The organism is Labrys sp. LIt4 (assembly GCF_017813775.1).
Lineage (GTDB): Bacteria > Pseudomonadota > Alphaproteobacteria > Rhizobiales > Labraceae > Labrys > Labrys okinawensis_A.
The window spans coordinates 26,083-40,699 of sequence record NZ_JAGIPY010000008.1 but is presented as its reverse complement, the minus strand read 5'-3'; the positions used below and the strand labels follow the sequence as shown (position 1 = coordinate 40,699).

Here is a 14,617-nt window from a genome sequence, read left to right as displayed (position 1 = left end):
GCATGCCCACGCGTGAACAGCCCACGCAATTCACGGCCGGTAGTGGCAGAAACGGGCCCTCAAAGTCAACGAAACAAGCGCCATCGCTGCTGAACTTGGCCGCTTTGCGGGATTTACCCGACCCCCAAGGCGATCTCGATCACACCCTCCCCTCTTCCCGGCCCGGCATCGAGCTTCACGTGCGGGAAAGGACCGGCCCGAGCAAGAAAATGGAAAGTCTCTCCTTCTACATCATGAAGTCGTCACGATTCTTCGGTTGAAGCCGACAGCTCGGGCATGGGGATGATCGGGGCACGATGCCGCGAATACACCCGCCAGTTGTTGCCGGCGACCGTATCACCTATGGTGCCCCGATGAAGACCCGACGCTTCCTCCCGAGGGACGTGGTGCCGTTCCTTGCCCAGCCACACCTATTGCGCCTGCCGAAAGCGCGTTAAGAAGACCATGAACAGACGCGACTTCTTGAAATTTGCCTCCATAGCCGCCGGTGTGCTGGCCTCCCCGCAGGGAGCCCGGGCAGCGATCGACGCCCCCGGCCTGAAGGAAGGCGAGGTCTTCTCCCGCGACAAACTCCTGGAATATGCAAGGAACCTGGCCAAGGCCCCCTATCAGGCTCCGGACGCCACATTGCCGTCCTCCCTGCAGAATCTGGACTACGAGCAATATGTCTCGATCCGGTTCCGGCCCGACCGGGGCATTTGGAGCCAGGATCACCGCGGTTTCGTGATCGAGCCCCTGCATCGCGGCTTCATCTATGCCACGCCCGTCGATCTGTTCACCGTCGAGGACGGCCGTGTCCTCATCGTGCCTTATGAGCCGGCGATGTTCGATTTCGGCAAGATCGCCGCGCCGCCGCCCGATTCAAAACTCGGCTTTTCCGGCTTTCGTCTGAAGGCGCCGATCGACATGCCCGATCGGCTCGACGATTTCGCCATCTTCCAGGGCGCCAGCTATTTCCGCGCCATCGCCAAGAACCAGGTCTATGGAGCAGCGGCGCGCGGTCTGGCGATCAATACGGGCGAAGCCAGCGGCGAGGAGTTTCCCGCCTTCCGCGCCTTCTGGATCGAGCGTCCACCGCAGAACGCCGAGAATCTGGTGGTGCACGCCCTGCTCGACTCGGAAGCGGCGACGGGCGCGTTCCATCTCACGCTGCATCCGGGCGAGATCACGACCATCGATGTCGAGACCACGATTTTCCCGCGCGCCAAGATCGAGCATGTCGGCATCGCGCCGCTGAATTCCATGTATTTGTTCGGATCCAACGACCGCAAGGGTGTCGACGACGTGCGCGTGGCCGTGCACGGCTCCTCCGGGCTGCAGATGCTGTCCGGCGGCGGTGAATGGATCTGGCGTCCGCTGCAGAATCCGGAGACGCTGCAGATCTCTGCCTTTGTCGACAAGACGCCCCGCGGCTTCGGCCTGCTGCAGCGCAATCGCGATCCGGCCGACTATGAGGACAGCCGGCATCGCTACGAAATGCAACCCAGCGTATGGATTACGCCCAAGGGCGACTGGGGCGAGGGCTCGATCCAGCTCGTGGAGATCCCGACGGATCAGGAAATCCACGACAACATCATCACCTATTGGCGCCCCAAGGATGCCCTTGAGGCGGGCAAGGACTATTCCTTCGCCTATCGCACCAATTGGTGCTGGACGCCGGCGGAACGCCCGCCGATGGTGCTCGTGCACGAAACGCGTGTCGGCGCCCTGGGCTCAAAGCGGCGTCTGTTCGTGATCGACTTCCAGGGTGATCTGTTCGCCAATGCCGACAACCTCAATGGAGTCACCCCGGAGATCACCGTCAATCCCGGCAAGTTGAGCGACGTCAGTTTGACTCTGGAAACGGAGCGGCGCATCGGTCGCCTGAGTTTCGGCCTCGACCCGAGCAGCGAAACCTATTCGGAAATGCGTGCCGTGCTGGTCAAGGACGGCAAGCCTGTAAGTGAGACATGGCTGTATCGATGGACACCGTAGAGGAACACACCGGCGGCACCACCCCCGCTCCGTCGCAGGAATGGGTCTATCAGCGCCCCGCCATGCCGGAGGAGAGCCGGCTGGAGATGCCGGTGCAGTCGCTGACCAAGTGGTCGCGCTCGGAACGCCGCTCCTGGATCCATCCGGCCCTGCATCACGGTTCCTGGCTCATCCGGCTGTTCGTTTTCGGCGGCATGCTGGCGCTCACCGCTTTCGGCGCCTGGGAAATGTACAAGGTCGTCGAAGTCGGCGGGGTCACCTTCCTGGAATGGGCCCTGGTCTGCCTGTTCGTGCTGAACTTCTCCTGGATCGCCCTTGCCTTCACAGCGGGCGTCGCGGGCTTCGTCTATCTGCTCTTCCACCGGCGCCGCACCCAGCCGCTGCCGCAGCAATTGAGCACACGCACCGCCGTGCTCATGCCGATCTACAACGAGGCGCCGAGCCGCGTTTTCGGCGCGATGCAGGCCATCATCGAATCGGTGGAACAGACTGGGCTCGGCCGCGCCTTCGACTATTTCTTCGTCTCCGACACCACCGATCCGAATGTGTGGATCGCCGAGGAGCGCGCCTTCCTCGCCATGCGCAAGCGACTGGGGCCGGACATCCAGCTCTGGTACCACCATCGTCAGCGCAATACGAACCGCAAGGCGGGCAACATCGCCAATTGGGTCACGCGCTGGGGCGGCTCCTACGACCATATGCTGGTGCTCGACGCAGACAGCCTGATGACGGGTTCCTCCGTCGTGCAGCTGGCCGCCGCCATGGAGCGCGACCCGGATGCCGGCATCATCCAGACGCTGCCGCTGATCATCAACCGCAACACCCTGTTTGCGCGCATCCAGCAATTCGCCGCCCGCGTCTATGGCCCGGTGATCGCCGAAGGCCTGTCGCTCTGGATGGGCCATGACGGCAATTACTGGGGCCATAACGCCATCATCCGCACCAAGGCCTTTGCGGCGCATTGCGGCATGCCGGACCTGTCCGGCCGCCCCCCTTTCGGCGGCCATATCCTCAGCCATGATTTCGTCGAGGCGGCGCTGATCCGCCGTGCCGGCTATGCCGTCTATATGCTCAACGACATCACGGGTTCCTACGAGGAGAGCCCGCCTTCGCTGATCGACCTGTCGGCGCGAGACCGGCGCTGGTGCCAGGGCAATCTGCAGCACGCCCGCGTGATCGGCTCCAAGGGGTTCCATCCCTGCACGCGCCAGCATTTCGCCAACGGCATCTTCTCCTATCTGGCAAGCCCGCTCTGGCTGCTCCAGCTCCTGGTCGGTCTGACCATCGCGCTGCAGGCCCATTTCATCCGGCGCGAATATTTCACCGACGAGTTCTCGCTCTTCCCGACCTGGCCGGTGTTCAATGCCGAACTCGCTCTGGCGCTGTTCGGCGGCACCATGGGTATCCTGCTGGCGCCGAAGATCTTCGGCCTGATCATCATGCTGCTCGACGGTCCCAACCGCCGGGCGAGCGGCGGCGGCCTCCGGCTGACTCTGTCGGTTCTGCTCGAGATCATTCTCTCGGCCTTGCTCGCCCCGGTGATGATGCTGATCCAGTCGGGCGCGGTATTCGAAATCCTGGTCGGACGCGACTCCGGATGGAAGCCGCAGCGGCGCGACGACGGGTCGATCCCTTTCCGCGACATCGTCAAGCGCCATCGCTCGCACACCATCCTCGGTGCCTTTGCCGGTGTGGCTGCCTATGTGATCTCGCCCTATCTGTTCACCTGGATGTCGCCGACCATCATCGGCCTCCTGCTCGCCATCCCGCTTTCCTGGGCGTCCGGGCAGCTCGCCCTTGGCCTGTGGCTCCGCCGCCACGGCATCCTGGCGACACCGGAGGAGACGCATCCGCCGGAGGTGGCGACCCGAGCCAACGCGCTGAGCACCGAACTCGCAGCCATTGGCGAAGACGACAGCGATGCCATCGAGGTCGTCTACCGCGATGCGGGCTTCCGGGCGCTGCACGAGACCATGCTGCCGGCTATGGCATCGCGGGAGCGCGGTCGTTTCGAGCAGGATCGCGTCATGGCGCAGGCCAAGATCGCAGAGGCCGCCTCGATCGAGGAGGCCGCCAAATGGCTGAATGCGAAGGAGCGCTTCGTGGCGCTGCATGACCGCAGCCTGATCGCCAGCCTGTCCCGCCTGCACGAACCGGCCAAGGCCGAACCGGCCTAAGGGCCCACCGGCAAACGCGGCATCCGGGCGGGCCTTGAGCGCCTGACCGAAAAGCCGGCAAAACACGACTTTCGTCATTGCCGGGCTTGGTTCGGCAATCGACGGCCAACCTCGACGAGCGACGCTATCTGGATGCCCGGGACAGGCCCGGGGATGACAAAACTCAGCTTTTCTCGGCTCTGTTTGCGATTATCGAGTCAGGGCCTGAAGACCTGCCCCCTGTCGCAGAGGCAATGAAGCGGCTATTGACCGACGGCCTCGCCTTCCAGACCCGGCTCCGTGCCGAAACCGGCCGCAAGCCGAGATTTCAGACGGTTTTCCTGGCGCCGCTTCGCATAGGGCGTGCTGCGATCTGCCGTTTCCTGGACCAGTGGATCCAACCTTTCGTCGATGGCGGCGATGGCTTCGTCGGCATAGGGGAATTCATCCTGGCGCCCCCAGGCCCGCCAAGCCTTGGCCACGCTCAGGCGCAGCCGGCCATAGGTATAGGCATAGGCGCCCATGGTCCGCGCAAAGCGCCAGGCATAGCGGGCATAGAAATGCAGCGGGTTTTCGAGCGGCAGCCCATAGCGCCGCTCCCGGCGGTCGATGATGCGGCCGAGACCGAATTCTGCGAAGGCAACGCCTTCCCGCCGCGGCCCTTCGCGATAGGCGATCAGATTGTAGAGAGTGGTCAGCCGCATGCCGTTCCTGAGCTGCACCCGGCGCTTGAACACCCGCTCCATATGCCCGAAATCATAATAGCGCCGGCTGGCCTCGTGGAAGACGGCGTCAAGCTCGGCGTCGCTCATTTTGGGATGATGGGTGACGCGATGGTTCAGGTCATATTTGTTGAAGTCCGGGTCCATCCATACGCCGGCGTCCTTCATGCGCTTGTGATCCTCGCTGCCGGGCAGAGGCGTAAGGATGTTGAAGTAGAGCACGTCGATGGCCAATTCACGCTTGATCAGATCCACGTCGCGCAGGATCGATTCTCTCGTATCGGCGGGAAAGCCGATGATGTAGCCGCAGCTGATCACCACTGGGTGGCGCTTCCACGCCAGCACCATCTCGCGATATTCCTCGATGCGGTTCTGACGCTTCTTGGCCGCTTCGAGATTGTCGGGATTGATGTTTTCGAGCCCGATGAAGATCAGCCGCACGCCGGCCCGCACCACCTTGTCGATAAAGCCGGGAATGCGATGAGCCATGGTGTCGACCTGAATCAGCAGCCGGGCCTCCAGACCCTCGCGCTCGCGCAATTCGATCAGCCGGTCGCAATAGGCTTCCCAATTGCGGTTGCGGGCGAAATTGTCGTCCGTCACGAAGAATTTGCTGACGCCCTCCGCGGCATTCAGCCGGATGATGGCCTCCAGTTCATCCGCCGTGCGGAAGCGGCTTTTGCGCCCCTGGACGTTGATGATGGTGCAGAAGGAGCATTCGAACGGGCAGCCGCGGCCGAGATCGAAACTCGACCAGTGGGTGAAGGAGCGCCGCACGATCGGCCCAGGCAGGAGCGGCACAGGCACGTTCTGCAGGCCGGGCTGGTCCTTCAGATGATTGTAGAGCGGCTTCAAGGTGCCGGCCACGGCATCGCGCAGCACGGCATCGAGGCGATCGGGCTCGGCCTCGCCGGCGAACTGGCTGACACCGAGTTCCCGTGCCAAAGAAAGCTCCTCGGCATCCTCGCCCAGCATGGCGACACAGCCCGAGACATGGAAGCCGCCGATACAGACCGGCACGCCGGCGGCTCGCAGCGGACGCGCAATATCCATCGCCCGGGGATATTGGTTGGTCTGCACACCGACCAGCATCACGATAGCCCGCGCGCCCTCGGCCTGATGGCTCCTCAGAATGGCCGAGATGTCGACGCGCGTATTGGTCTCGTCGATGGCGTGGACCCGGGTTTCGACACCGGGACCGAAGACCTGCCGGGATATGGCATCTTCCACCAGGGCCCAGACGCAGGCGAGCGAGTTGGATGGAATGGCGGACCGTATCCAGCGGATCGGATAGCCGTCATCGTCATATCGCGTAGCCTTGATCAGCCAGATATCGACACGATGCACCCGGCTCCCCGGCAGGCCGCCCGGTCTGCCTAGCTCTGCAACCGCCTGCCCCCGCATGCCATGTGCCTCAAGCTATATTATTACTTTTTTGTAGAGCTTTCTTTTCTAATGGCAAGATGAATTTCGCTTGATGGCAAGCTATGCGATGTACCGTCGGGTATTTTACACGAACACCGATGCACCGGCGCCGTCAACACCCTCACGCATTGGCGGACGGGTAAGTAGTAGGACGCCAAATCTCAGCATATCCGCTGCAATGACCTCCCTCCCAACAGACGCCGGCCGTTCCTGATCCTGCCCGCGACATCTCCAGCGAACCATCGCTCGGAGTTCGGCGCCGCAAACCGAGCGCGCGAACACCGCCGGCACAAGGACGAGCGTCCCAGCCTCCAGCCTTGACCCGGCTGACCGTTTGAGCCCACCATGACCACTCGGATATTTCGCCCATTGCACTCAGCAAACGACATCGTTTGACGCGCATTGCTTTCATCCTCATCCCCGCCCTGGCTGCCCTGGCTATCGCAGCAGGGCTCTGGTACGCCCCCATCGACTGGAATATCGCTCCCGCCGAAATTGGCTCGGGCCTGCTCTCGCGCGGTTTCTGGACGGCCGCTGCCGTCGGGCTGCTGGCCCAGATCGTCGATGGCGCCCTCGGCATGGCCTATGGAGTGACCTCAACGACCTTCCTGCTTTCGGCCGGCGTGCCGCCGGCCGCGGCTTCGGCCTCGGTTCACATCGCCGAGATCTTCACCACCGGTTTTTCCGGCCTGGCACATTGGAGGCTGGGCAATGTGGACGGCAGGCTGTTCGCACGCCTGCTCATTCCAGGCGTCGTCGGCGCCGTGTTGGGAGCCTATCTGGTCACCACCATCGATGGCGAGCTCCTCGCGCCCTGGATATCGGCCTATCTGCTGCTGCTGGGCCTCTATATCGTCAGCAAGGCGTTCCGGACCATTCACGTCCGCACCGATCCGCCAACCTTCGTCGCACCACTTGCCGTTGCTGGCGGCTTCGTCGATGCGATCGGCGGTGGTGGTTGGGGGCCGGTGGTGACGACCTCGCTGCTCGGCACCGGCCAGGACCCGCGTACCACGATCGGCTCGGTCAACGCCGCCGAGTTCTTCCTTGCCATCGCCAGCGGCTTTTCCTTTGCCCTGCTCGGCGGTTTCACGCATTGGACCACCATTGCCGGCCTGGTCTTCGGCGGGCTGTTCGCCGCTCCCCTGGCGGCCCTGCTGGTCAGGCAGCTGCCAACCCGCGCCCTGCTTGTCATAGTCGGCGTACTGATCACCTCGCTCAGCGCCTGGAACCTTTGGAAAGCCCTGACATAGCCAAGGCCGCGTTGGCCATTCGGCCGCCGGCCTATCGGCAGCTGAATGGCCGGAACCGATGATCGTTCCCGCTTACGCCCCCACGCCGAGCGATTTCAGCTTGCGATGCAGAGCCGAGCGTTCCATGCCGACGAACTCGGCCGTGCGCGAGATATTACCGCCGAAGCGGTTGATCTGGGCGATCAGATATTCGCGCTCGAACAATTCGCGTGCATCGCGCAATTGCAGCCCCATCAGCTGTTCGCCCCCCTGCCCGTTCGGGCGGGTCGGCATCAGCGCACCGATTTCCGGCGGCAACATTTCGGCGGTGATGGTGGCATCGGCATCGCCGCCCACCAGAATCATCAGCCGCTCGATATTGTTACGGAGTTGGCGCACATTGCCGGGCCATTCATGCGACTGCAGCACCGCCATGGCGTCGGGGCCGACCACGCGCCGCGGCAGGCCGGTCGCCTGGGCGATCTGTCCCTGGAAATAGTCCACCAGTTCCGGAATATCCTCGCGACGCTCGGACAGGCCGGGCACGCGGATCGGCACCACCGAGAGACGGTGCAGGAGATCTTCGCGGAAGCGTCCATCCGCCACTTCCTCCGTGAGGTCACGCGAGGTCGAGGTGATGATGCGCACGTCGACATGCACCTTGGTGGCGCCACCGACGCGAGAGAAGTTCTGGTCGATCAGCACCCGCAGGATCTTGCCCTGGGTTTCGCGGGGCAGATCGGCGACCTCGTCGAAGAACAGCGTGCCGCCATGGGCCTCCTCGAAAGCACCGACTTTGCGGGCCCGGCCATCGCCGCCTTCCACGCCGAACAACTCGGTTTCCATGGTTTCCGGCAGGATCGAGGCCGAATTGAGCACGACGAAAGGTCCCTCGGCACGCTGCGAGGCCTGATGAATGGTGCGGGCAGCCAGTTCCTTGCCCGATCCGGGCGGACCGGCGATCAGGATACGGCTATTGGTCGGTGCGGTCTTCTCGATCACCTGCCGAAGCTGGTTCATGGCCGAGGAGCGCCCGATCATCTTGGACGTGCTGCCCGAGATCTGGCGCAGCTGGTTGACCTCCCGGCGCAGACGCGAAGTCTCCAGGGCACGCTCGGCAACCAGCACCAGCCTGTCAGCCTTGAACGGCTTCTCGATGAAGTCGTAGGCACCGATCTTGATCGCGGCTACGGCGGTTTCGATATTGCCATGGCCCGAGATCATCACCACCGGAACTTCGGGGTGCTCGGCCTTCAGGACCTCCAGGAGCTGGAGCCCGTCGAGGCGAGACCCCTGCATCCAGATATCGAGGAAGATGAGATGAGGCCGGCGCTGGGCGACACTCGCAAGGGCATCGTCGGCATCTTTCGCCGTTCGCGCGCCGTGTCCTTCATCCTCGAGGATGCCGGCAACGAGCTCTCGGATATCGGCCTCATCGTCAACGATCAGAATGTCGGTCGCCATCGTCTAGTTCCTGCTTGCATGAGGTGAATCCAACGCGTCCCCCGGATGAGACCAGGCACGTCGCTCGCAAACGCTTTTCAAGCGCGTATCGCATAAGCTGCCATCGCCAGAGGGAAGACTGGGTCGAAGCATCATTGCGCCGCCTGGTTCTTGGCTGTGCCGGGCTCGGCTGCGTCGGGCTTCGCCGTCGCTTCGGCCGGAAACCACAGGCGCATCATGGCGCCATGGCCGCCTTCGGCCACCGCCGGCGCGTCGAGCAGCTCGATGCCGCCGCCGTGCTCCTCCATGATCTTGCCGACAATGGCCAGGCCAAGGCCGGTGCCCTTCTCGCGCGTGGTGACATAGGGCTCCAGCAGCTTCTGGCGGTTTTCCTTGGGCAGGCCGATGCCGTTGTCGATCACCTCCACGGCGATATCCGCCCCTCTGCGCACCACCCGCACGTCCACGGTGCCCGGACCCTTGCGATCATCGGGCCGGCCGGCAATGGCCTCGGTGGCGTTCTTCACGATGTTGGTGACGGCCTGCGAGAGCAGGCGCCGGTCGAAGCGGGCGATGATCGGCTCAGGCGGCGGCTGATAGTTGAAGCTGATGTCGGGATAGCCGATGCGCATCATGAACACGACCTGCTTCACCATTTCTCCGAAATCCTCGCTCTCGATCGAGGGCTTGGGCATGCGGGCGAAGGAGGAAAATTCGTCGACCATGCGCTTGATGTCATCGACCTGGCGCACGATGGTATCGGTGCATTGGTCGAAGACCTCGCGATCTTCCACGATGACCTTGCCATATTTGCGCCGGATGCGTTCGGCCGAGAGCTGGATCGGGGTCAACGGATTCTTGATCTCGTGGGCGATGCGGCGCGCCACGTCCGCCCAGGCCGAGCTGCGCTGCGCCACCACGAGCTCGGTGATGTCGTCCAGCGTGACCACATATCCGTGCTCGCGCATGGTGGACTGCTCGGAGGTGACGCGCACGGTGAGATTGCGCTCACGCCCGTCTCGATTGATGGTGATCTGGCCCTGGACCAGCCGCGACCTCGTGCCGAGGGCGTCGGCGAGGTAGGTGGAGAGTTCTGGCATCAGCTCGGCCAGGGGGCGCCCGACGGGGGACTGGCGCGATTTGATCCAGGTACTGGCGAGGGGATTGACCACGGTGATCTTGCCTTCGTCGTCAATGCCGATCACGCCCGTGGAAACGCCGGACAGCACCGCCTCGATGAAGCGCCGGCGGCTGTCGAGCAGATCATTGGCACCAAGCAGGTCATTGCGCTGGGTGCGCAGCGTATCCGTCATGTTGTTGAAGGTATCGCCGAGCTTGCCGAGATCGCCCGAGCGTCGTTCCACCGGCACATGCACGTTGAGATTGCCGCTGCCGACCTGGTCGGCGGCACTGATCAGGCGCCGGATCGGTTCCACCAGGCGATTGGCGAAGGAAAGGCCGATCCAGATCGCCGCCAGCAGCATATTGAGGGCGATGATGGCATAGAGCAGCGCGAAGTTGACCTGGGTCGGGAAACGGGATGCCTTCAGATTCTCGAAGCGAGCCGAGTCCTCGCCGGTCTGGCGGATATATTCGGCGATCTTGGGATCGAAGGGCCGGACGATGAAGAGATAGCGGTCGGTGTAGGCGGCCAGCTTGATGATCTGGCCCGTGACGTTCTGCGTGCCGGGGTCGATACGCACGGCCGGCTGCTGATCGGCGGCGGCAAGAGCTGGAAACAGCTTGGCCGGCAGAAAGAAGGGCAGGCTGCCGGGCACATAGGACTGGTCGGTCACCTGGCCGTCCCGCGTCAGGATCATGGCGCTGGACAGGCCGTAATTCACGGCGAGCATGTCGAACAGGCGCTGAAATTGCGACCTGTCGGCCGAATAGAGCGGCGAATATTTGTTGAGGTCGGCCGCCATGGACAGGCCGGCAAACCGCAACTGCTGGGCCTGCTCGTCCTGGTAGGAATTGGCGACCGCGACCGAGGTGTTGACGATGTTGCTGACGCGCGTCGAGAACAGATTGTCGAGGCCGCGGTCGAGCGAGATGATCGCCACCGTCGCCAGCAGCAGGACTGGCACGGCGGATACGACGGAAAACAGTCCGATCACCCGCATATGCAGCGCCGCGCCGGCCTGCCCGCGGCGCCTTGCGACGATCAGATTGCCGGCTTCGACCGCCAGCAGCACCAGCAGCGCCACGATGAAGGAAGCATTGACAATGAAAAGCGCATCGATGGCGTTGCTATAGGCGATATCGGTATTGGGCGCCTGCACGGCCGCGTCGATGCCGAGATAGAAGCGCAGATGGGAGACCGTGCTCTTGAGCAGCAACGACACCGGCTCGACGTCGACCAACACGAAGAAGGTGCCAATGGCCGAGGCGACCGAAAGAATGACGAGGCCGAAACCGAGCAAGCCGAGGCGCCGCGCCGGCATGCTGGCAACGTCTGGCACCGTTTGCTGGGCGCTGTCTGCAACTGCCATTCGAACGCCGTCCTCACCTCTGTGTCGATCGATCAGCTCGGCGATTCCGCGCTGAGTGATTCTTGCAACAGTGTTGCCGAATTGTAACAGAATCAAGGCGAAACTGACGAGCGGACTCATCAGAGTTCAGGCGAACTCGCTTTGCTCGCCGATCATCGCCTCGGCTGCCGCCTCGGCGGCATTGCAGAGCCAGTCTTTCCCGCGCCTGCGCAAATCCGCCTGCAGAAGCGGCACTCTGTGGGGATCATCGGCCTGGCAATTGGCGATTTCATGGCCCATCAATGCCAGCATGCGGGGCGACAGAAACTCGTCGGCCGCAGTTTTCACCTCCAGCTTGCGGCTGTTGGGCGACAAGCGCCGCACCAGTATGTCGTCCTTCACTCCGTAATGCGGGTCGGGCGCCCGGCAGCGGCCGGTCGCGATCGTTTCCGCCAGGATCGCCCTGGCCTTGGGATCGAAACGGCAGGACCAGGCCGAGATGGTCAGCCTCTTGGCCTCGCGCAGCACCGGCCCTCCCCGCCACTCGCCGCAGGCGACGAAGCGCGCCCGGCCGAGACTGCCGGTTCCCGCCCGCCTGGGAGCGAAACGGCATTCGCTCCGCGGATCGGGCATCGAGGCCCGCAGCCTCTGTTCGTAATCGGGCCTGATGGGGTTTCGTGTCCTGATATCGAACTTGCTCCAGAACGCCTTGCGTTCGAGTTCGGGCAGCAGCACCGCCTTGCGCAGCCATTTGTGATCGCGCTCGAGCACGACGGGCGCCGGATTGGCGAGCCCCGCGGCATAGCCGTCCGCGATTGCCCTGCAGACCTCCCGCGCCGGCGGATCGCCACGGCCACGCGCCAGCAAAGCACTGGTGGCAAGCCGCACGAGATCGAGCACATAGGGCATGGAGGCGGCATCGTCGAAATCATTGGCGCCCCAGATCAACCGCCCTTCGCTATCGCGCCAGGTGCCAAAATTCTCCAGATGAGTGTCGCCTATCGCCAGCACTTCAGGCGCCTCGGCAAGCTCCGGACAGATCTCCAGGATCGTCTCGGCCCACCGCCAATAGGTCGCACGCAGGAAGGCGAAAGCGCTGCTGCGCATCCTGCGGTGTTTTTCGTCGAGGTCTCCCTCGACGAAATCGGTTCCAATTTCTGCCTTCAGCCAGTTTTCGTAGGCGCGCACCGAGGTCCTGATTGAGTTCATGCCTGCATCCCCTGTCCGGCTGAGTGTAGGAGTGCCGCGAGGCCAGGTGATAGCGGATTTGTCGCCTTGCCCATGTCACGCAACGGTCGGACGCCCATGCTCTATTCTATTCGCGCAGTTGCAACGATCGGCGCATGAAGCGGGAGAACCAGGCATGCGAGCGCAAGCAACGAATGGCGATCTTTCGCTTCGGGCCATCGCCGGCAGCCATGTGGTAATGACGAGAACATGCTGCTCATCCGCGGGGACACGCGCGTGGCCGACATCTACATGACGGAGTTCGACCGCATCTTCCGGCACTTCTATTTCCGCAATGTCGCGAACCAACTCGCGCTCAAGGGCAGCGAGGGAACGCAGGCGATCTTCCTCGACCCGACCGACGGATGGGTCGGCGAGAATTTCGAGCCCGCCCGCATGAAGTCCAAGCGGCGCAGGCTCTTCTTCCCGCAATCGCCGAATTGAGCCCGCGCCCGCGCCTCACCGGATGGCGCGGATGACCTGGATATCGAGGTCGCGGATCTTCTTGCGCAACGTGTTGCGGTTGACGCCGAGAAGTTCGGCCGCCTTGATCTGGTTTCCGCGCGTCGCCGCAAGCGCCGCTCCGATCAACGGCTCCTCGATGTCGCGCAGCACTCGGTGATAGAGGCCGGGCGGCGGCAGATCGTCGCCGAACTTCGAGAAATAGCGGGTCATGTGGCGCTCGACCGAGGCCGACAGGGTTTCGTCGACCGAGTTCTCCGCCTCCAGCGGCATGGTCTCCGAGGTCGCCAATTCCTGCTCGATGATGGCAGCCGTCAGCGTCTCCTGGGGATAGAGCGCGCAAAGCCGGCGCACCAGGTTTTCGAGCTCGCGCACATTGCCCGGCCAGCGATGGCGCTTGAGGCGTTCGACGGCGGAGGCGTCCAGATGCTTGGCCGGCAAGCCCTCCCGCTCCACCAGCTTGAAGAAGTGGCGGGCGAGGTCCGGCACGTCCTCGGCGCGCTCACGCAGCGGCGGCAGGCGCAGCGGCACGACGTTGAGACGGAAGAACAGGTCCTCGCGGAACAGGCCCTGCTGGATCAGGATGCGCAGATCCTTGTTGGTGGCGGCCACGATGCGCACGTCGGTCTTGATCGGCGTGCGCCCGCCCACGGTGGTGTATTCGCCCTGCTGCAGAACGCGCAGCAGGCGCGTCTGCGCCTCCATCGGCATATCGCCAATCTCGTCGAGGAAGAGCGTACCGCCCTCGGCCTGCTCGAACCGTCCCACGGAACGGGCATTGGCGCCGGTGAAGGCCCCCTTCTCATGGCCGAACAATTCGGATTCGATCAGGTCCCGCGGGATCGCCGCCATATTGATGGCGACGAAGGCGCCACTGCGCCGCTTGCCATAGTCGTGCAGAGCCCGGGCCACCAGTTCCTTGCCCGTGCCTGACTCACCGGAGATCATCACGGTCAGGTCCGTCTGCATCAGGCGGGCAAGGACGCGGTAGATCTCCTGCATCGCCGCCGAACGCCCGACCAGCGGCATGCTCTCGGCTTCTTCACCCGAGCGCGCCGCCGGCTTGCCGCGCGGCTCGCTCAAGGCGCGGCCGACGATGGCGATCAGTTCCTTCAGGTCGAAAGGTTTGGGCAGATAGTCATAAGCACCCTTCTCGGAGGCCCGGATCGCCGTCATCAGCGTGTTCTGGGCGCTCATCACCACGACGGGCAGTTCGGGCCGCACCTTCTTGATGCGCGGCAGCATGTCGAAGGCGTTCTCGTCCGGCATCACCACATCGGTGATGACGAGATCCCCCTCGCCTTGACTGACCCAGCGCCACAGGGTGGTGGCGTTCCCGGTCGAGCGCACTTCATAACCGGCACGGGACAGCGCCTGGTTGAGCACGGTCCGGATGGCGGCGTCGTCATCCGCGACGAGAATACTGCCTGCCTGCATACTCGATTTTCCTATGCGCTAAAGCGTTTTGTGATTTGAACGTTTCAGTTCAAATCACAAAGACGCGT

At 63.5% G+C, this 14,617-nt stretch carries 9 protein-coding genes; 4 read left to right on the top strand and 5 right to left on the bottom strand.

The genetic code is table 11. From position 1 onward, the window contains the following. The first annotated feature begins 444 nt into the window (after positions 1 to 444). Complete coding sequence (locus J8I29_RS16155; RefSeq protein WP_105864532.1) at positions 445 to 1,974, top strand: glucan biosynthesis protein; 1,530 nt, start codon at positions 445 to 447, stop codon at positions 1,972 to 1,974. Continuing rightward, positions 1,950 to 4,151: a glucans biosynthesis glucosyltransferase MdoH gene (gene mdoH / locus J8I29_RS16150; RefSeq protein ID WP_280870643.1), complete on the top strand. Its 2,202-nt coding sequence runs from the start codon at positions 1,950 to 1,952 to the stop codon at positions 4,149 to 4,151. The genes J8I29_RS16155 and mdoH overlap by 25 nt, the downstream gene beginning before the upstream one ends. 242 nt (positions 4,152 to 4,393) lie before the next feature. Here mdoH and J8I29_RS16145 read toward each other — a convergent pair whose 3' ends face one another. Beyond that, positions 4,394 to 6,199: a radical SAM protein gene (locus J8I29_RS16145; RefSeq protein WP_348536036.1), complete on the bottom strand. Its 1,806-nt coding sequence runs from the start codon at positions 6,197 to 6,199 to the stop codon at positions 4,394 to 4,396. Between the two features lie 557 nt (positions 6,200 to 6,756). Here J8I29_RS16145 and J8I29_RS16140 point away from each other — a divergent pair. Next, on the top strand, positions 6,757 to 7,530 hold the full coding sequence (locus J8I29_RS16140; protein WP_348536056.1) for a sulfite exporter TauE/SafE family protein: 774 nt from the start codon (positions 6,757 to 6,759) through the stop codon (positions 7,528 to 7,530). 72 nt (positions 7,531 to 7,602) lie between these two features. Here the strand turns inward: J8I29_RS16140 and J8I29_RS16135 are convergent, their stop codons facing one another. The 3 genes from J8I29_RS16135 to J8I29_RS16125 form a co-directional block, all read right to left on the bottom strand. Beyond that, complete coding sequence (locus tag J8I29_RS16135) at positions 7,603 to 8,973, bottom strand: sigma-54 dependent transcriptional regulator (RefSeq protein WP_105864535.1); 1,371 nt, start codon at positions 8,971 to 8,973, stop codon at positions 7,603 to 7,605. Between the two features lie 131 nt (positions 8,974 to 9,104). After that, the gene (locus J8I29_RS16130) at positions 9,105 to 11,444 is read right to left on the bottom strand and encodes a PAS domain-containing sensor histidine kinase (protein ID WP_209432439.1); all 2,340 of its coding nucleotides are present in this window, start codon (positions 11,442 to 11,444) and stop codon (positions 9,105 to 9,107) included. Positions 11,445 to 11,570: 126 nt separating this feature from the next. Further along, the gene (locus J8I29_RS16125; protein WP_209432438.1) at positions 11,571 to 12,632 is read right to left on the bottom strand and encodes a DUF2252 family protein; all 1,062 of its coding nucleotides are present in this window, start codon (positions 12,630 to 12,632) and stop codon (positions 11,571 to 11,573) included. 228 nt (positions 12,633 to 12,860) lie between these two features. Between J8I29_RS16125 and J8I29_RS16120 the strand changes: the two genes are divergently transcribed. After that, entirely contained in the window at positions 12,861 to 13,094 is a 234-nt protein-coding gene (locus J8I29_RS16120; protein WP_209432437.1) for a hypothetical protein, read from the top strand. A gap of 15 nt (positions 13,095 to 13,109) precedes the next feature. Here J8I29_RS16120 and ntrC read toward each other — a convergent pair whose 3' ends face one another. Beyond that, positions 13,110 to 14,549, bottom strand: coding sequence for a nitrogen regulation protein NR(I) (ntrC, locus tag J8I29_RS16115; protein ID WP_209432436.1), 1,440 nt, complete (start codon positions 14,547 to 14,549; stop codon positions 13,110 to 13,112). Between the last annotated feature and the right edge of the window lie 68 nt (positions 14,550 to 14,617).